The following is a 17,304-nucleotide window of genomic DNA, read 5'->3' on the forward strand; positions in this document are numbered from 1 at the left end:
TTCTCATTCTCCTAAAAATGATTTAATCTATAGTAGTTCAGTAAGCTGTTTGAGGTGAAAAAAATGAATCCTATATTAGTTGTAGATGATGAAAAGGAAATTGCCGATTTAGTAAAATTTTATTTAAAGAATGAAGGCTATGATGTCCATGTCTTTTATGAAGGCAAGCCGGCACTTGAATATATACAGAATCATGAGCTCGAGCTTGCGATTTTAGACGTAATGCTGCCGGATGTGGACGGGTTTTCAATCTGTCAGAAAATCCGAGAGAATCACCATTATCCGGTGATTATGCTAACGGCAAAAATTGAAGACATCGACAAAATCACCGGGCTCACATTAGGTGCTGATGACTACATAACAAAGCCGTTTAATCCGCTGGAAATGGTGGCTAGAGTGAAAGCGCAGCTGCGCCGCTATAAACGCTATAATTCAAATAACAGCAGCACCCCTGTGCCTGAGGCTGCTGCAAAGGAACACGATTTCTCCGGCTTGATCATTAATCAGGACACCCGTAAATGCACGCTCTATGGAAAACCACTCTCTTTAACTCCGATCGAATTCTCGATTTTGTGGCATTTATGCGAAAACAAAGGCAAGGTGGTTTCCTCAGAGGAACTGTTTGAAGCTGTCTGGGGCGAGAAATATATTGATAACAACAATACTGTGATGGCCCATATTGCCCGTTTACGGGAGAAAATGAAGGAGCCATCAAGAAAGCCAAAGTTTATTAAAACGGTATGGGGGGTTGGCTATACCATTGAATAGAGAAAGTGCTCCAAGCAGCGGATTAACTGGCAGGATGTTCACGAAATTTTTCATTGCAATCTTTATTTTTTCAGTTGGTTTAATGACATCTATTATTGCGGCTTATTTTATCTATAGCAATTTTGTTTGGCAGCCAAATGATTTGATCTATCTCCTGTTAAGTCCTGTTCGCAGTAACCCCCTTACTTTTATTCTAATCACATGGATGATCGGGATTGTCGGCATCTTTATGTATTTTTGGAGAAAAACGCTCAAGTACGTAGATCAGATTGTAGAAGCAAGCAGGCTGCTTGCTTCAGACAATAGTGATTATATCCGTCTGCCAGCTGAATTAAAGCAAGTGGAAGAACGAATGAATAGCACCAAGCAGGATTCGATCCGCAATGCAAGGCTGGCAAAAGAAGCAGAACAGCGCAAAAATGACCTTCTCGTCTATTTGGCTCATGATCTGAAAACACCATTAACATCGGTCATTGGTTATTTAACATTGCTTCGGGATGAGCAGCAAATTTCAGAAGAGCTGCGGGAAAAATATTTATCGATTTCATTAGATAAAGCCGAACGACTTGAGGATTTAATTAATGAGTTCTTTGAGATTACCCGTTTTAATTTGACACAGCTAAGTCCTGAAATGAGCCATATTCATTTAACTAGAATGCTGCAGCAAATTACTTTTGAATTTAATCCCCTACTCGCAGAAAAGAACTTAACCTGCCAATTAGAGGTTGAAGACAATCTGGAAATCTCCTGCGACGTGAATAAAATGGAACGGGTTTTTGATAACTTAATCCGCAATGCGATTAATTACAGCTATGAAAATAGCGCCATCATCATTCGTTCAGAAAAGGATCAAAAACATTTACACCTTCATTTTATAAACAAAGGTCCTGTCATTCCGAAAGATAAGCTGGAGCGCATCTTTGAACAATTCTATCGATTGGATACGTCCCGCGGAACAAAATCAGGTGGAGCCGGACTTGGCCTTGCAATCGCCAAGGAAATCGTCGAACTGCACGGCGGCACGATCTCTGCACAGAGTGAGAATGAGACAGTTGAATTTATCGTCACACTTCCACTTACACCGTAAGAAAATCGTAAGAATTACAGAAGAAAAACGTATTATTTCCTTGAAAATAAACGAAAAAATAACACTTTTTGTTTTAGTACGATGTATGTACAGAAACAAAAAGTGTTTTTTTATTTACAAGGAGGAAATCAATATGGAAAAAATGATCGTTGCTGTTCTGTTTGGCGGCTGCTCGAATGAATATGAAGTATCTCTGCAATCTGCATACTCTGTCATTACACATATGGATCCTGAAAAATATGAAAAAGTTTTAATTGGCATCACAAAGGAAGGACGCTGGTACCGATATTACGGCAGTGCAGAAAACATATTAAATGATACATGGTGTACTGATGAAACAAGCTGTACGCCTGCGATCTTTTCGCCGAATCGCTATGAGAATTATTTATTAGAAGAGACAAATGGACAAGTTGTTAAAACGATGATTGACCTGGTCTTCCCTGTTTTACATGGTAAAAATGGCGAAGACGGAACACTGCAAGGATACTTAGAGCTAGCTGGAATTCCATACATAGGCTGCGATACCTTGTCTTCTGCCTTGTGCATGGATAAAGACCGCGCTCATAAATTAGCAGCACTCGAAGGGGTACGCACCCCAGCTTCCGTAGTATTTTCAAAGTCTGCGTTAATAGAAGAAATCATTGCAGAAACGGATCAGCTGAAGCTGCCGCTTTTTGTTAAACCCGTTAAATCTGGCTCCTCCATCGGAATTACGCTTGTTAACGAAAGAGACGAACTGCCCAGTGCTGTTGCCGAATCTTTTTCTCATGATGATCGCGTTATTATCGAAGAGTTTATTGATGGTTTTGAAGTTGGATGTGCTATTTTAGGCAATGATGACCTCATAGTCGGTGAAGTGGACGAAATAGAGTTAGAAACTGGCTATTTTGATTTTAAAGAAAAATACAGTCTCACTACTTCAAAGATTCATATGCCAGCCCGCATCGACGAAGATCTGAAAGCAAAAGTAAAGGATACAGGCATTAAAATCTATCATGCCCTTGGCTGCTCTGGTTTGGCACGGGTGGACATGTTTATTACCCCAAGTGGCGAGATTGTCTTCAATGAAGTGAACACTTTTCCAGGTTTCACAGATCACAGCCGTTATCCAAATATGATGAAGGGCATTGGATTAACGTTTTCCGAAATCATTGACAAACTAATCCAATTGGGGCTGGAGCGATGAGAAATATTACGCTGCAGAAAAACGATATGTATAAAGGCTATTTACTGCTTGTAAATCGCCATAACGGACTAAAACAAAGACAAGCCCACGATTCACCTGCACTTGTACCCTGTCTTGAAAACGTTGAATCCATTTTACTCGAACGAAGGGCCGCAGCCTCATTAACACAGCTTCTTGAAAAAGTAGAAGCACGGGGAAAAATTGTGCCAGTTAGCGGTTTTCGAAGCAAAGAAGAACAAGAACAATTATTCCAGGATTCTCTCATTGAAAATGGCAGAACCTTTACAGAGCAATATGTCGCCTATCCAGGCTGCAGCGAGCATGAATCTGGCCTTGCCATTGATTTAGGGGAAAATACGGATGAAATTGATTTCATTCGTCCTTCTTTTCCATACACATGCATCTTTGGTCAGTTTCGCAAACTAGCAGCAGAATACGGTTTTATTGAGCGCTATTCCAGCGGCAAAGAAGAAATAACAGGCATCTCACACGAACCTTGGCATTTCCGCTATATCGGGTACCCGCACGCAAGAATTATGGATCATCATAATTTCTGTCTGGAAGAATACATTCAGTTTCTTTCCGACTTTCCGCAGGATGGCCAGCATTATACATTTAGTGAAAAGGGCAAAAACTTCGAGATATTTTATGTAAGAGCAATAGATCAGGAGACGATCATTCAAATACCAGAGAATTGCTTATACCAAGTCTCCGGGAACAATGTGGACGGCTTTATCGTGACAGTTTGGAGAAATTCTTTATGAGCAAAACAGGGTCGCTTGATTCCTTTAGGTTAATAGCTGCTTTTCTTGTAATTGCTAACCATACATCACCGCTTCTTTCTTATGGAGAGAATGGTGATTTTATTCTGACGCGGATTATTGCCAGGGTCGCTGTTCCCTTTTTTCTCATGGTCAGCGGGTACTTTCTCTATAAATATATCGATAATGGCGATAATGCTTATATTCTTTCTTTCTGTAAAAAAATCGCCATATTATATGCTCTTTCCATTTTGCTGTACCTCCCGCTGAATTTGTATGCCGGTCATTATGAAACTGCAAATTGGGGACAGGAATTTATAAAGGATATCGTCTTTGATGGCACCTTCTATCATTTATGGTATTTCCCCGGACTGATTTTAGGTGTGATGATTGTAGCTTTTCTAGTTCGTAAAATAGGACTAAAATTCACTTTTTTCATCTCTCTTATTCTTTATGTTATAGGAATATTCGGTGATAGCTATTATGAATTGACGGAGACGTTTTCCAGCTTAGAGGCATTTTATGAGACGGTTTTCACTCTATCAGATTATACAAGAAATGGCGTTTTTATGGTGCCGATCTTTTTAGTAATGGGAATGCTGATTTATAAAGGGAATCATGCAATTCCTTTTCAGCGAAATCTTCTGTTTTTCGTTATCTCTTTATCTTTGCTGATACTTGAAGGATTGCTTCTGCATGCTCTTGAGCTTCAGCGGCATGACAGTATGTATATCATGCTCATTCCAGCAATGTATTTTCTCTTTAGAAGCCTGCTGCAAATTCGCGGAAAAAGCAGTAAAGATCTTCGTTCGATCTCGACGATTATGTATATCATCCATCCGTGGATGATTGTGCTTGTCCGTTTAACGGCAGAAATCTTCAACCTTGAAAAATGGCTTGTTGAAAATAGCCTTGTGCATTTTATAGGAGTCAGCTTTCTCTCGTTTGCTGCGGCAAGAATAGCAACGATTGTCTGGAAAAGACGAAAAAAGATAAACCCGCCGCCAACTAGCAGAGCGTGGGCAGAAATTGATTTACAGGCACTTAGAGGAAATGCAAGACAGCTGAAAGGGATATTGCCGGAGAAAACAAAACTAATGGCAGTGGTAAAAGCAAATGCTTATGGTCATGGAGCAGTAAAAATAGCAAAAGAACTATCGGACTCAGGAATAAATTCATTTGCGGTTGCCACTTTAGCTGAAGGAATTGAGCTTCGGAGAAACGGCATTAAAAGCGATATTCTTATTTTAGGGTATACCCCCGCTCAATCTATTAGGATTATCAAAAAATACAACTTTACACAGACAGTGATTGGACTTGAGCATGCAAAGGAGTTAAACAAACATGCTGTATCCATCAGCGTTCAGATTAAGATAGATACGGGGATGCACCGTTTAGGAACAGATGCTTCACAGCTTGCAGAGCTGAAAGAAATGTATAACTGCAAACATTTAACGATAACCGGTGTTTTTTCACATTTAGCAGTATCAGATAGCCTAGATAAAGACGATATAGCATTTACGAATAGACAAATAGATAGATACAACCAAACCATTCAATGGCTTGAATCACAGCACCTTCCTGTCGGACACCAGCATATTCAAGCTAGCTACGGCATCTTGAATTATCCTCATTTACAGTATGATTATGCTCGTGCAGGGATCACTCTTTATGGAGTCCTAAGCCAAAAGGATAGGGTTAATACGAATGCTCAACTAAAACCCGTATTATCTATTAAAGCTAGAGTTGCAATGGTAAAGACCTTGCACACTGGGGAAGCGCTCGGCTATGGAAGAGCCTTCACCGCTGCAAGCACAATGAAAACAGCGGTCATCACAATTGGCTATAGTGACGGAATTCCAAGAAATATGGCAAACGGACATGTCCTCATTCGTTCGCAAAAAGCGCCAATTGTAGGCCGAATCTGCATGGATCAGCTACTGGTGGATGTTTCAGAAATTGAAGGAGTGCAAGCAGACGATATTGCAACATTGATTGGCAGAGACGGATCACAGCAAATTTCAGCAGAAGACGTTGCGGAGTCATGCGGGACGATTACGAATGAATTATTGAGCAGACTTGGGGAGCGGCTGGGGTATGTTTATAAAATATGACAAGCCTGAAATACTAGGGTTTGTCTTTCTTAACTTTGCTGCCGATATTACTTTTAACTTCTACTTCATTTGTTTAAGTAATGAATTTGCTAATTGTCTCAATAAAATAATGTCCAACATTAACCTTATCAACATCTGTTGTTGAGTATAAAACTGGTATAATTTCTGTAAGAAAGTTTAATACTTTGCTCTTCCCTTCTATCACATATGCTAAAAGGGAATACATACAAAAACAGCTTAAAGAAAAGGAGTTGCCTTAAATGAATAAAGCGAAGGTCGATATAGCTATAAAATCAGCTAAAGCTTCTCTTGCCGTTGAGGGGTTGTATTTAACACAAAGAGAAGAGGATTTAGTCAGGTCCAATTTACAAGGAGAAATTACTGATGAAGAATTTGAGAAAAAAGTATTGGAATTGACCAATGAATCGTAAGCAGTCTAAATATTGTTATCCAGGCACAGACATCTTAATAAACAACTACTCTATCATGGATCAGCTTAAGCTGGATCGGGTCGAAAGTGTTTTCACTGCAAAGCGCTTAGGAGAACTTTACGAGAAACCAATTACTGGAATATTTAATTTAGGACATATGCAGAAAATCCATCAGTTTATTTTTCAAGACGTATATGATTTTGCAGGAAAACTAAGAGACGTACAGATATCAAAAGGAAACACGCCTTTTGCCTACCCTCATTATATCGAAACTTACTCTAAGGAAGTTTTTTATTCATTACAAAATGAAAACTATCTAAGAAGATTAAATATAAATGATTTTTCTAGTCGTGCTGCTCATTACCTGGCTGAATGGAACATTATTCATCCCTTTAGAGAAGGTAATGGTCGTTCACACCGAGAATTTATTCGAACATTGGCGATGAGAAATGGTTATGAACTTAACTGGAACCGGGTTGAGACTAAAAAAATATTAAATGCCTCTATTAAATCTGTGTTAGATTCTAAGGAATTAGAAAGTGTTATAAGAGAGTGTATTGTGAATTGTGAACCTGATTTTACCCTTATAAAGAGCTTCGAGGAAAGTATAGAAAAATAGTACTTTATAAACATTCAACGAAGAATACATCAACCTTGATTTTCCAGCGTGTATTGTTCACTTGTATTAATGCATTGAAAATAAGAGGGGCATCCCCCTCTTACTTAATCCTCGCCTTCCGAAATCCATCAATAATACTGATAACAGCAAATACAAGAACGACCACGAATGTAATACTAATGAAACTAAATTGAAGCTGTGTGCTTGAGTAAGAAAATATGTTGGCCATATAATTAAAGAATTCTGTCTGGAAAAGCTTTGGATCAATAAATAGGATCAAGAGAACAATGGTCGCTGCTGCTTCGACGATTAAATTTAAAATCGCCATGCGATTCGTCCATTGTCCTTTTACATATTTATAGAATGCCAGAGCTACTTCGAGGACAATAACAGCAACGACAATCGGCCAGTATCCGATGAGTACATCCTGATGAAAGACAGGCTGCACAAACTCTAAGCCACTGCCATTGTTTTCATATATTCCAAGCAGGTGGTCTGCATTGAAATAGAAGCTAACCCATATTGCAATCCATATGAAACTGCCAAAAACTTCACTCTTTGAGATTGCTTTTTTCTTTGGTATATATGTGACCGCCTTTAAATCCTCAGCAGTCCATTTGGTCATACTGTTTGTTAACGGGTCTGTCTCTTTACTCTTGTCGGTCCTTTCAATTACCGCAAACACGATCGTCAGCCAGAAAAAGACTTGAACCCCAACTTCCAATAACGTAATGATACCTTTTGTTGTAAGGGCAACAATGATATTTACAATGTTTTCATCCCCATTATATTGAATAAAATAACTGGCAACCATTGAAATAATTGATACAACAGCCGCAATTGGTAAAATCATTTTTAATAGAGAAATATAGAGATCATAATACCGAGGACCAATTAAATGCATAGGCCGATCCCGATAACCACCCGCCAATGCTACTGGGTTTCCCAGTTTTTCGAGAACTGCCTTTACGTCTTCCTCTTTATACTCATCAGGCAGCATATCCTCAATTGTCGACCGAAGTTCTAATGCAATGTCACTGCGATTTTTTTCCGGTAATCTTCTTGTGACTTCCTGGATGTAAATCTCAATCAGATTTTGCATCGTCTTCCTCTCCTTTTAATAAGTCATAAAGCTCCTTGGAACTTTTCAGCCATTCTTTTCTTAACTCTGTATAAATTTCCTGCCCATAATCACTGAGAACATAATATTTTCTCGGTCTGCTTTCAGATGTATCCCAGCTGCTTGTAACCAATTCCTGTTTCTCCAGACGGCGGAGCAGCGGATACAGCGTACTTTGATCAATATTGATGCCTGATTCTTCGAGTAATTGGACAAGTGAATAACCGTATTGCGGTGTCTGTAATTGACTTAAAACGGCTAATGTCAAAGTGCCTCTTCGTAATTCGGTTGTTAAAGAAAGTAACAGATTGCTCATTCATCCACCTCACTGCATTTATGCTGTATGTTGTACACTATATGGTTTATACTATGTATCATACACTATTGTTGTTACGATAACAATTCATTTTTTGTAAATATAGGAAAAAAAGGACGCTGCCCTGAATCGGATCGCGTTCTTTACCTTCTATATTCAAACTTCTTCGAAGAAATCATATTCCTTAACTTTAAAGTATTGGATATTTTGTTTAATAATGACTAAATCGTCCGATATTGCTATGACAGGACTGCTTAAATCGTCTACAAAATGTTTCATAATCTTGTCTCTTGCGCGCACGAGCGAAGATGCTTCGATGAGATGCCCGATCTCACCGTTATTTAAAATAAATGTCACTTCATATTGCTTTTTCTTCTTCATTAAGATGTCCCCCTCACTATAACTATTCTCCATTCTAATACAGCTGTATGTTGCTTCAAAATGATAAGCACAGTTATTTCATACAATTTCTTATCTTCTCTGGAATCATGACAACCTCTGTACTCAGGTCAATCGGTTTAAAGGTTTCATCAATGCATTCTTCCCAAAACTCTAAATGCTTCTTGTCAATCCAATGCTGAGAATTATCTACTTCTATTCCCCCGCTTCCTTGGACAGAATACCAGTACAAATACTCCACACCATTGAGCAGCTCTCTGAAAATGGTTTCGACGTACATCTTTTCACCTTCAAGTGTAACGAGCACGTCATCCATATGCTCATTCAGAAACTGAAACCATTCATCCACACGTTCTGATTTGCCTTGTTTCACTCTGAACCTTGTCAATTCTACATTCATTTCGTTACCATCCTTTTACTTCCAGATTGATGATCGTAATTTCTTACAATCATGCCGTTTGTTTTCATCATTTTGAATTGATTATAAAAAGGCACCACGTCATCATCGCAGCATAAATCGATCATATAAATATCCCTAAGCTCTTCAAGCATGATATTTACTAATTTCGTTCCAATACCCTTGTTTTTATAGTCAGGCAAGACTTCAAGCAGCGGAATGTAAGCAGATAGAACTCCGTCACTAATCGCCGTTATAAAACCAACGACTTGATTTCCATCTAAAGCTACAACTACTTTTGTGCTATTTTTTAAGAGCTGTAAATGGGTTTCTGAGCTTGGCGGATTTGGCCAGTCCACGAAAAACCCTCCTAACATCTCAGCTGTAATTCCATTAATATCAGTTTTAAACATCATTTTAGATCCACTCCTATTTTGTTTATAAACACTTGTTGGAGCGGATTTATTAAAAATAAAGCAGCAAAATGAGCCCTCCTATTTTGTAAGCAATCTATTAACCTATTCGGAATGAAGATGCATTTTCCTTCATTTGGTCTCCTTTTTTTAAACAAAAGAAGCCATCACCTCTCTAGGCAATGGCTTCTTTTCTATAAAAAATGTCATCCGGTCAAAATACAATGAACCGCTTAATCTCAAGGGAGTTATCTCCCTGCTCTTGTTTAACGTTAAACGCCAAAATGAATCATATATTTCTTTTCTTCTATCGCCTGCAGGATTTTGGCTGCTAAATCAGCTAGATCACCAGATTCCTTAAAGTCTTTCGAAGAGGTCACTTTCTCATAAAAAAGCTGCAGTGATTCAGGCGGGATCAGCGTAATTCCCCACATAGCCAGACCAAATTCTTTTCGCTTAAAAGATTGAAAGTATGTTTTCATGATTGATAGTTCTGCTGCAAGATTTTGAATAAAATCATCATCAACAGAAATGCAGTTATATTGTTCCGGCTCATAGTATATGTATTTTTTCTCTTTGTCAAACACATCAAGAATTCCGAATTCATGTACTAAGGGCATCCTTGGTCTTCCTCTCTATTCGTTCTTTTTCAGGCTTCATACCATAATTTCGTAAAATCAATCCATCCTAGCGCATTAAATGATACACCTTTAACATCATGGTGATAAAAGGCGAATTGATTTAACCGGTAAAGATGAATATGCCCGTTTTGTTTCAGTATTTTATTTTCTAAAGATAGTAAATCTTCATCATTCACAGCTTTCGGGAGATGATGTTTTAACAAGCTGTGATTTCCCCTGAATGCTGAAAGATAGGTATATACATCACTTTCATCACCGATTTGTTCACCGAGGAGAAGATCTGCTTCTTTGTGTAATTCTCGCTTATGCAATTCAGTATACGTGTAAAATTTGAGTTCTAATTCTATCCCTTTATTCCGTAAAACCTTCTGAATCCACTTTGCATCTGCTTCATTCCCTGCTCCAACATAACTAATCAAGGTAAGCGTTTCCCCTTTGTAACCACTTGCTGCTAGAGCCTTTTTACCAGCCAATACAGATCGTTCCTGATTCTTTTCTTCAAACTTTTTTAATATGCGAGACGCCGTTTTAAAGCGTGAACCGCCTAATTCCTCGATTAGTTTTTCCGGTGATAAAAAATGAAAAATAGCTTCTCTTACATAGGCATTTTCAGCAAGAATCCCTTTATGTAAATTTAACGTAAGCAGCTTGCTTCCCTTATCGAGCATCGTATACATTTTAAATTCCTGAACCTTTCTCCCCTGATAGGGATAATGGTAAAAGTTCATATCTTCATAATTGGAAACCGACTGCAGATCAGCAGCATTGTCATAAAGCTGCGGGAAAAAGTATAGTGTGATCTCGTCAAGAAAAGGCCGTCTTAAGAAGTAGTCTGAAAAGACGGTTAAGACCAATTTATCTTCCGTATTATCACTGACTTTATATGGTCCTGTCCCTACTGGCAACTCACTAGTTACCGGTACATCCTCCGGCAAAATGCTTCCGCCTAATGAGGAAGCTACATGCAGAAAAGATGGGCAAGTTTCAGAAAACACAAATTGAATTGTATACCGATGATAAACGTGTACATCTTCCAGACCATCTAGGATCCATTCATAAGCAGATCTATTTTCACGATGGCGGATAAAACTATAACGGACATCGTCTGCTGTCATTTCTTTTCCATGATGAAAAAGGACAGCTTTTTGCAGATAAAAGGTCCATTTTGTATAGTCTTCATTATGTTCCCAGTGATGAGCCAGATTCGGCAGAAACTCATCATTTTCCTGATTATACGTAATGAGCGTACTAAAAATATGGCGCAAAATATGATTTTCAGAACGTCTGTTGACTTTTGCCGGATCAAGAACAGGAAGCGGCCGATAAGAAGGGAAATGCAATCGTGAAAGCTTACCACCTTCAGGACCGAGCTGTTTGCCGAGGTACGTATGAAACACCCAATCAACGAATTCACGCTGCACAGATTCTTTTACTCCATATTTTTTTAACAGGCTGATTCCTGCATCAATGGAAGAAGGTGTTAATATGCTTTTCGCTTCGTCCACAACAAGGTGATCCACATCTTTCAGAAGCTTTATACTGGAAAGATTCCCTCTCCCCTTCCCTGGCTTCCACTCAATCCAATTCTGCTCCTCTAACTTTCGGAGAATGATTTTGGCATTTCGGTAGGTGCATGACAGCATCTCTGAAAGGTCTTGAACCGTTATCTTTAACTCATTATTTGTTTCTTTTAAGCTTTGAAAAAGGATATCATAATGCTCTAATAGCTTCATATTCCAGCTCCTCCTGATAAAAGGGGAAAAACAATAAGAACTATTATACACTTTTTTTCCTCTTTTCAAAAAGTACAATGAATAACAGGAGGTTGATATATATGAAAGTGATCATTGCATCTTGGAATCCATCCAAGGTAAAGAAAATCAAACGTTTTTTGAGTGAGGTACCCATTGAGATCACTTCACTATCTGGTGAAATAAAAGATATTGAAGAAACAGCTCTTACGTTCGAAGGAAACGCAGCATTAAAAGTGGAAGCGGTCAGAAGTCATTTTCCAGAAGACATTATAATAGGAGAAGATTCTGGTTTGACGATTGATGCTTTAGAAGGTTATCCCGGCGTTAAAACAGCACGTTTTTCCTCTGGCAGTGATGCTGATCGGGCAGAGGTGCTGTTGGAAAAGCTAGCGTATGTTCCTTTAAGCAAAAGGAAAGCACAATTCAACAGCTGCGTCAGCGTTTCTTTTCCAAACGGGGAAGCTGCAGAGTGTCACGGAATCATGCCTGGCTGGATCAGCCATAGGGATAGCACAGATATCCAAGGATATGGATATATTTTTTTATTAAGTAATGGAAAAGTTCTTTCTGAAATTGATGATAGCTCCTTTAATCATCAGCACCAGGCTTTATTTCAAGCAAAGCAGCATATCCTCGAATGGCTAAAACGATGACTGCAGCTAAAAAGAAAGTAATTGGAGTCGCCGCAATTACAGGAGCCGCACTGCTGGGAGATTCCATGCTGATCATCGCGCTGCCTGTCTACTGGCAGGAGTTTGGACTAACCTCCCTATGGCAAATTGGTCTCTTGCTTTCAATCAACCGATTTATTCGCCTGCCTATTAATCCATTAGTGGGATTGTTTTATCAAAGGTTTGAGCTTCGAACAGGTGTATTGCTTGCATTGCTGATTGCTGTTGGCACCACGGCAGGTTATGGATTTTTCAATGAGTTTTGGCTGCTGTTCCTCATGCGGTTGTTATGGGGAGTGGCCTGGTCCCTTCTGCGCCTTGGCGGATTCCTGACTGTCGCAGAGGCTGCAACAGAAGATAATACAGGCAATCTGGTCGGCTTATACAACGGTCTTTGGGGAATCGGCGGACTTGTTGGCATGCTCGGCGGAGGTTTACTTGTTGATCAAACTTCTATTTTGTTTGTGACTTCCTTATTTGCTGCTATAGGTCTTGTTATGGTGCCGGCAGTATTTATTCTGATTCCACTTTCTAAAGTTGAACAAGAGGAACCTGCGCAAGTGAAGGCATCAAAAAACTGGCTTACCGTTGATAGCGGAATTATTTTAGTGACGGGTGCGATGGTTGGTTTCATTATATTTGGGCTTTTTGCCTCTACCCTCAGTACATCTATTGAAGCGCATTATGACATTGAGTGGAATGCTGCTGGATTGACGGTTGGGGCGGCTACGCTGGCAGGCATTATCCAAGCCTTGCGCTGGGGCTGGGACCCTTTTATCGCTCCTAAAATTGGCAAGAGGATTGATTCAAGCAAAACACCGGTATTATTCATTATTGTTCCAGCACTTATTGGAGCTGTTTTGCTTTTCGGCTTAGGCTTTGTGCAGAATATTGTGCCACTGCTTCTGCTGCTGTTATTATTTCAGTTCTTTTCCACAGTTTTTGTGACAACCGCTGACACCTTAGCCGTAAAAACTGCCAGTCAAACACATAAAGTAAAAGTCATGACCGCCTACACCATTGTTGTTGACGTTGGAGCGGCACTTGGACCGCTAATTGCTTTTATGCTATTGGGTACATATGAGCTTGCCTACGTGTATTATTTGGCAGGATTGATGTTTATGATGTTGGGGATTGGGTGGGTTTGGAAGCAGTTGAAGCAGTCACAGTGACGCCCGGAAGTTGCTCGAATTTTATCGGCACAAATACGCCTCTTGGCAGTGAAAAGAAATCTCTCCTGCCAGGAGGCGTGTTGTTTTCATTATTGCTATTCAGTAAAAGGTAATAACTCAGGTTCCTGCCTTTTCCCTGTTCGAAAACCACGTTCAATCAAATATTGAAAACCATATAATAGGAATGCCTTGTAGAAAAAGTAGAAGAAAAACTGGACATGATTGATCCGATTTAAGCGATAATATTTTATTTGTTTTGCCATATATGTTAATGGGAATGCAAAGAAAGCACTTATAGCAGCGTTGAGCAGAATAAAAGGTTTGAAATCACCATATGTTTTTTTCAATGTCCACAGAGCCAGCATAAGAAAAGGACCAATTTGATAAGGGAATTCTCCAAAGAAATACGATTTCGGTTTGTTATAGAAAACCCACCATCTCTGCTTTTTTCCATGTGCAGCATGTAGATTCTCAACTAATAAAATTAGGATAGATGCCGGCAAATACTTTTTAATACTTTCTTTGCCGAAAAGAAGTATGATGAACCATGACAATCCAATCATTCCTACATTTAAAATTACATGATTTTTCTTCTTCATAATGATCTCCCTAGTCCATAGCTTGATTCAATATCTTTATTAAAATAACCAGTCGCGAGGAAGATATGTATTAGCAGTCACTGTTACGCCCCGAAAAAAGCTCGAACTTTGTCGACGTAAATACGCCTCTTGGCAGTGATAGATCCTCTCTTTTGCCAGGAGGCGTTTTATATTGTCTAATGATTGGTGAAATAAGATGGTTCCTCTCCCTGCTTTGTTTGATTTTTAAACAATTGGTGAATAGCACTTATAAAAGTATCAAACAAGGGAGGTTATACATATGGAAATGCTGCTTAGCTTTATTTTTGCACTAGGCTTTACCCTGATTCACTATTTTTCAAAATATATGAGGTTTATTAAAGCCATTCCAAGAAGCCGTTTTCTTTCAGCAGCCGGCGGTGTCGCTGTTGCTTATGTGTTTATTCATCTTCTGCCAGACTTAAGCAAGCATCAGCAGGTTCTTGAAGAAGCAGCAAGTCCAGGGTTATTTAAATTCCTTGAGAATCACGCTTACATTATTGCACTGCTGGGACTTGCCTTATTTTACGGACTTGAAAAAATGGTAAAAAACTCAAAATCGAGCAAAAACGAACAAACAAGCCCAGGTGTATTTTGGATTCATATCACTTCCTTTTTCTTATACAATGCACTGATTGGATACCTATTGGTCAGAGAAGAATTCGAAAGTGTTTGGGGGATGTTCTTTTACTTTTTGGCACTGGCCGTACATTTCGTGACGAATGACCATAGTTTGCGCAAAGATCACCAGGATATCTATGACCATTATGGCCGCTGGGGATTAACGTTTGCCATTTTGATCGGCTGGACCGTCGGCGCCTTTGTAAAATTGGAAGAAGTCTATATCTCCCTCCTTACCGCATGTTTGGCTGGCGGCATTGTGCTGAATGTGCTAAAAGAAGAGCTGCCTGAAGAACGGAAAAGCAGCTTTGCTGCCTTCTTTTTAGGGGTGGTTGGGTATACAACACTGCTCTTAGTTTAAAAAAACTCAGCTGAAAACAAACTCTCTGCAAAGATTATATTTTTTCAATATAAGGAAATATTATCGGTGAGGTGAATATATGGAGATGGAAAAAATGAAGCTTACCTCCTCTGAGATTGGCTCCTTGTGGGGAGAGTACATAAATGGAACAGCCACAGATATCGTCAATAAGTATATGTACTCTATTATTGAGGACGAAGCAATTAAGGCGATTTTTCATGAAGCGATCCAAACATTTGAAAGTCAGAAGGAACAAATTAAGACTTTTATTGAGAAAGAAGGTTTTCCTGTACCGATCGGATTTAATGAGACCGATTTCTTCCCAGGTAAACAGCGATTATTCACAGATGCATTTTGTCTAAATTATTTAAATATCATGACCTTGCACGGTTTATTAGGGCACAGCACTTCATTAGGCGTCTCTGTCAGAAAAGACTTAAGACTATTCTATGATTCATGCGATGACGCTGCCAAAGATATGTATCACAAAACAACTGATCTCTTGCTTGAAAAAGGTCTATTTCAGCGTGATCCGTTATATTATGCCTATGACCACCCCACTTTTATTTCCAGTAAGGATTTTAAGGATGGCTTCTTTGGCAAAGGCAGAACCCTTTCAGCAATTGAAATTATCAGTATTTCTTTAAACCTCAAAAAAAGCATTATGGCCAAAACGCTCTCTATAGCGTTTAGTCAGATCGCACAAGCAAAAGAAGTGAAGAAATTTCTGCGTGACTCAGAAAAGACGGCCGATGGACAAATCAAAACACTTGCAAAAATACTGCAAGCAGATAATCTGCCTGTTCCAAAATCATGGGAAACGGAAGTTACTCAATCGAACGATTCTCCATTTTCCGATAAATTAATTATGTATCATACGGGATTCTTATTCCAGGCAGCGCAAAACTATCATGGTGCAGGTTTGGCATCATCGATGAGATCCGATCTAATCGCCACTTACGAAGCAACTATTTTACAGAACCTTCTAGTTACAAAAGATTGGTTTGACATTATGGTCAAAAACAAATGGCTAGAACAGCCACCCCTTGCACCGAATAGAAAAGAAATTTCGAAATAACCCTAACTACGAGCCCTTTCTGGTAGTTAGGGTGTTTTTTTTGACTTCACTAAAAATGTCGGTCAGCTGCCAATCTGCTTCCTCAGCTCAGAAATATATCCCATTATATTCCTCCTAAAAACTCAATGGTTATTATTTCGCTTCTTTTCAGCAAGTTCCTTTTACCAACCTCGACTTATGCATAAAAGTTTGTGTAAAGGGTAGTTTACCTCTATAGAGACTAATGTAGTGAAGGAGATGTTCAACATGTTAAAACAAGAAGAACTTGAAACGTTAAGAGAATTAATTAAAGACATCGATACAGCCATGCTGACAACGGTATCTGAAGATGGTCTTGTATCCCGTCCGATGAAAACACAGGAAGTCGAGTTTGATGGTGACTTATGGTTTTTTACAAAAAAAGAAACAGATAAATATGAAGAAATCATGCATGACCAAGATGTGAATGTCGCTTATGCCGGAAAATCCTATGTTTCTGTCCGCGGAAGAGCTGAAATTGTTCAGGATATAAACAAGAAAAAAGAACTGTGGAACAAAGTACTTGAAAAGATTATGCAAACTTCTTACGATGACCCGAACGTTGTCTTAATTAAAGTTGAAGCCGAAGCAGCTGAATATTGGGAAACCGGCAATTTCACCAAAAAAGTGGCATTCCTATATAAACGCATGACAGGGCAAAGTTCCCGATCCACAGATACAAATGAAACGATTGAATTGAATAATAAATAAGCAGAAAATGGATTGTCCGATAATTGGACAATCCATTTTCTATGCACTA

The 17,304-nt window shown here is 39.0% G+C and carries 20 protein-coding genes; 12 read left to right on the forward strand and 8 right to left on the reverse strand.

Annotated elements, in window-relative coordinates:
* Positions 1-63 precede the first annotated feature (63 nt).
* The 7 genes from vanR to A6754_RS16760 all read left to right on the forward strand — a co-directional run bounded on the left by vanR (position 64) and on the right by A6754_RS16760 (position 6,966).
* On the forward strand, positions 64-768 hold the full coding sequence (gene vanR, locus A6754_RS16735) for a VanR-ABDEGLN family response regulator transcription factor (RefSeq protein ID WP_066448376.1): 705 nt from the start codon (positions 64-66) through the stop codon (positions 766-768).
* Positions 761-1,855 carry a vancomycin resistance histidine kinase VanS gene (vanS, locus tag A6754_RS16740; protein ID WP_066448378.1) on the forward strand — a complete coding sequence of 365 codons (1,095 nt, stop codon included), beginning with the start codon at positions 761-763 and terminating at the stop codon, positions 1,853-1,855. The genes vanR and vanS overlap by 8 nt, the downstream gene beginning before the upstream one ends.
* A gap of 133 nt (positions 1,856-1,988) precedes the next feature.
* Positions 1,989-3,041 carry a D-alanine--D-serine ligase VanG gene (gene vanG, locus A6754_RS16745; protein WP_066448381.1) on the forward strand — a complete coding sequence of 351 codons (1,053 nt, stop codon included), beginning with the start codon at positions 1,989-1,991 and terminating at the stop codon, positions 3,039-3,041.
* Positions 3,038-3,805, forward strand: a complete 768-nt coding sequence (locus tag A6754_RS16750) for a D-alanyl-D-alanine carboxypeptidase family protein (RefSeq protein ID WP_066448384.1) — start codon at positions 3,038-3,040, stop codon at positions 3,803-3,805. The genes vanG and A6754_RS16750 overlap by 4 nt, the downstream gene beginning before the upstream one ends.
* Positions 3,802-5,916: a serine racemase VanT catalytic subunit gene (vanT, locus tag A6754_RS16755; RefSeq protein ID WP_066448386.1), complete on the forward strand. Its 2,115-nt coding sequence runs from the start codon at positions 3,802-3,804 to the stop codon at positions 5,914-5,916. The genes A6754_RS16750 and vanT overlap by 4 nt, the downstream gene beginning before the upstream one ends.
* 260 nt (positions 5,917-6,176) lie before the next feature.
* The gene (locus A6754_RS23045; RefSeq protein ID WP_180320239.1) at positions 6,177-6,347 is read left to right on the forward strand and encodes an antitoxin VbhA family protein; all 171 of its coding nucleotides are present in this window, start codon (positions 6,177-6,179) and stop codon (positions 6,345-6,347) included.
* Positions 6,337-6,966: a Fic/DOC family protein gene (locus tag A6754_RS16760; protein ID WP_066448389.1), complete on the forward strand. Its 630-nt coding sequence runs from the start codon at positions 6,337-6,339 to the stop codon at positions 6,964-6,966. The genes A6754_RS23045 and A6754_RS16760 overlap by 11 nt, the downstream gene beginning before the upstream one ends.
* A gap of 100 nt (positions 6,967-7,066) precedes the next feature.
* Here A6754_RS16760 and A6754_RS16765 read toward each other — a convergent pair whose 3' ends face one another.
* The 7 genes from A6754_RS16765 to A6754_RS16795 form a co-directional block, all read right to left on the reverse strand.
* Positions 7,067-8,068: an HAAS signaling domain-containing protein gene (locus tag A6754_RS16765; protein WP_066448392.1), complete on the reverse strand. Its 1,002-nt coding sequence runs from the start codon at positions 8,066-8,068 to the stop codon at positions 7,067-7,069.
* Positions 8,052-8,402, reverse strand: coding sequence for a PadR family transcriptional regulator (locus tag A6754_RS16770; RefSeq protein WP_066448394.1), 351 nt, complete (start codon positions 8,400-8,402; stop codon positions 8,052-8,054). Before A6754_RS16770 ends, A6754_RS16765 begins: the two co-directional genes overlap by 17 nt.
* 156 nt (positions 8,403-8,558) lie before the next feature.
* On the reverse strand, positions 8,559-8,783 hold the full coding sequence (locus A6754_RS16775; RefSeq protein WP_066448397.1) for a hypothetical protein: 225 nt from the start codon (positions 8,781-8,783) through the stop codon (positions 8,559-8,561).
* Positions 8,784-8,856: 73 nt separating this feature from the next.
* Positions 8,857-9,201, reverse strand: coding sequence for a DUF6176 family protein (locus tag A6754_RS16780; RefSeq protein ID WP_066448399.1), 345 nt, complete (start codon positions 9,199-9,201; stop codon positions 8,857-8,859).
* Positions 9,198-9,614, reverse strand: a complete 417-nt coding sequence (locus A6754_RS16785; protein WP_066448401.1) for a GNAT family N-acetyltransferase — start codon at positions 9,612-9,614, stop codon at positions 9,198-9,200. The genes A6754_RS16780 and A6754_RS16785 overlap by 4 nt, the downstream gene beginning before the upstream one ends.
* A 269-nt stretch (positions 9,615-9,883) precedes the next feature.
* Positions 9,884-10,231 (reverse strand): short-chain dehydrogenase, encoded by a 348-nt coding sequence (locus tag A6754_RS16790; RefSeq protein WP_066448403.1) that lies wholly within the window; start codon positions 10,229-10,231, stop codon positions 9,884-9,886.
* A gap of 29 nt (positions 10,232-10,260) precedes the next feature.
* Positions 10,261-11,985: an ABC transporter substrate-binding protein gene (locus A6754_RS16795; RefSeq protein ID WP_066448405.1), complete on the reverse strand. Its 1,725-nt coding sequence runs from the start codon at positions 11,983-11,985 to the stop codon at positions 10,261-10,263.
* A 101-nt stretch (positions 11,986-12,086) separates the two neighbouring features.
* Between A6754_RS16795 and A6754_RS16800 the strand changes: the two genes are divergently transcribed.
* Complete coding sequence (locus tag A6754_RS16800; RefSeq protein WP_066448406.1) at positions 12,087-12,659, forward strand: non-canonical purine NTP pyrophosphatase; 573 nt, start codon at positions 12,087-12,089, stop codon at positions 12,657-12,659.
* Positions 12,644-13,849, forward strand: coding sequence for an MFS transporter (locus A6754_RS16805; RefSeq protein WP_257298339.1), 1,206 nt, complete (start codon positions 12,644-12,646; stop codon positions 13,847-13,849). Before A6754_RS16800 ends, A6754_RS16805 begins: the two co-directional genes overlap by 16 nt.
* Before the next feature lie 95 nt (positions 13,850-13,944).
* On the opposite strand, the gene A6754_RS16810 is transcribed toward A6754_RS16805, so the two are convergent.
* Positions 13,945-14,448: a hypothetical protein gene (locus tag A6754_RS16810; RefSeq protein ID WP_066448415.1), complete on the reverse strand. Its 504-nt coding sequence runs from the start codon at positions 14,446-14,448 to the stop codon at positions 13,945-13,947.
* 280 nt (positions 14,449-14,728) lie between these two features.
* Here A6754_RS16810 and A6754_RS16815 point away from each other — a divergent pair, with 280 nt between their 5' ends.
* From A6754_RS16815 to A6754_RS16825, 3 genes are all read left to right on the forward strand, one after another.
* Positions 14,729-15,448, forward strand: coding sequence for a ZIP family transporter (locus tag A6754_RS16815; protein WP_066448417.1), 720 nt, complete (start codon positions 14,729-14,731; stop codon positions 15,446-15,448).
* A 79-nt stretch (positions 15,449-15,527) separates the two neighbouring features.
* Positions 15,528-16,526: a DUF3231 family protein gene (locus A6754_RS16820; RefSeq protein WP_066448420.1), complete on the forward strand. Its 999-nt coding sequence runs from the start codon at positions 15,528-15,530 to the stop codon at positions 16,524-16,526.
* Positions 16,527-16,763: 237 nt separating this feature from the next.
* Positions 16,764-17,255, forward strand: coding sequence for a pyridoxamine 5'-phosphate oxidase family protein (locus A6754_RS16825; RefSeq protein ID WP_066451697.1), 492 nt, complete (start codon positions 16,764-16,766; stop codon positions 17,253-17,255).
* The last annotated feature ends 49 nt before the right edge of the window (positions 17,256-17,304 follow it).

It is taken from the genome of Cytobacillus gottheilii (genome assembly GCF_001636345.1).
Classification (GTDB): domain Bacteria; phylum Bacillota; class Bacilli; order Bacillales; family Cytobacillaceae; genus Cytobacillus; species Cytobacillus gottheilii.

Bases quoted from the DNA above. Each gene is read 5' to 3' on its own strand.
- A6754_RS16780 (WP_066448399.1), bottom strand. From the start codon at position 9,201: ATGAATGTAGAATTGACAAGGTTCAGAGTGAAACAAGGCAAATCAGAA.
- A6754_RS16800 (WP_066448406.1), top strand. From the start codon at position 12,087: ATGAAAGTGATCATTGCATCTTGGAATCCATCCAAGGTAAAGAAAATC.
- A6754_RS16805 (WP_257298339.1), top strand. From the start codon at position 12,644: ATGGCTAAAACGATGACTGCAGCTAAAAAGAAAGTAATTGGAGTCGCC.
- A6754_RS16820 (WP_066448420.1), top strand. From the start codon at position 15,528: ATGGAGATGGAAAAAATGAAGCTTACCTCCTCTGAGATTGGCTCCTTG.
- A6754_RS16815 (WP_066448417.1), top strand. From the start codon at position 14,729: ATGGAAATGCTGCTTAGCTTTATTTTTGCACTAGGCTTTACCCTGATT.
- A6754_RS16785 (WP_066448401.1), bottom strand. From the start codon at position 9,614: ATGATGTTTAAAACTGATATTAATGGAATTACAGCTGAGATGTTAGGA.
- A6754_RS16760 (WP_066448389.1), top strand. From the start codon at position 6,337: ATGAATCGTAAGCAGTCTAAATATTGTTATCCAGGCACAGACATCTTA.
- A6754_RS16810 (WP_066448415.1), bottom strand. From the start codon at position 14,448: ATGAAGAAGAAAAATCATGTAATTTTAAATGTAGGAATGATTGGATTG.
- A6754_RS16750 (WP_066448384.1), top strand. From the start codon at position 3,038: ATGAGAAATATTACGCTGCAGAAAAACGATATGTATAAAGGCTATTTA.
- vanT (WP_066448386.1), top strand. From the start codon at position 3,802: ATGAGCAAAACAGGGTCGCTTGATTCCTTTAGGTTAATAGCTGCTTTT.
- A6754_RS23045 (WP_180320239.1), top strand. From the start codon at position 6,177: ATGAATAAAGCGAAGGTCGATATAGCTATAAAATCAGCTAAAGCTTCT.
- vanG (WP_066448381.1), top strand. From the start codon at position 1,989: ATGGAAAAAATGATCGTTGCTGTTCTGTTTGGCGGCTGCTCGAATGAA.
- A6754_RS16825 (WP_066451697.1), top strand. From the start codon at position 16,764: ATGTTCAACATGTTAAAACAAGAAGAACTTGAAACGTTAAGAGAATTA.
- vanR (WP_066448376.1), top strand. From the start codon at position 64: ATGAATCCTATATTAGTTGTAGATGATGAAAAGGAAATTGCCGATTTA.
- A6754_RS16770 (WP_066448394.1), bottom strand. From the start codon at position 8,402: ATGAGCAATCTGTTACTTTCTTTAACAACCGAATTACGAAGAGGCACT.
- A6754_RS16790 (WP_066448403.1), bottom strand. From the start codon at position 10,231: ATGCCCTTAGTACATGAATTCGGAATTCTTGATGTGTTTGACAAAGAG.
- A6754_RS16775 (WP_066448397.1), bottom strand. From the start codon at position 8,783: ATGAAGAAGAAAAAGCAATATGAAGTGACATTTATTTTAAATAACGGT.
- A6754_RS16795 (WP_066448405.1), bottom strand. From the start codon at position 11,985: ATGAAGCTATTAGAGCATTATGATATCCTTTTTCAAAGCTTAAAAGAA.
- A6754_RS16765 (WP_066448392.1), bottom strand. From the start codon at position 8,068: ATGCAAAATCTGATTGAGATTTACATCCAGGAAGTCACAAGAAGATTA.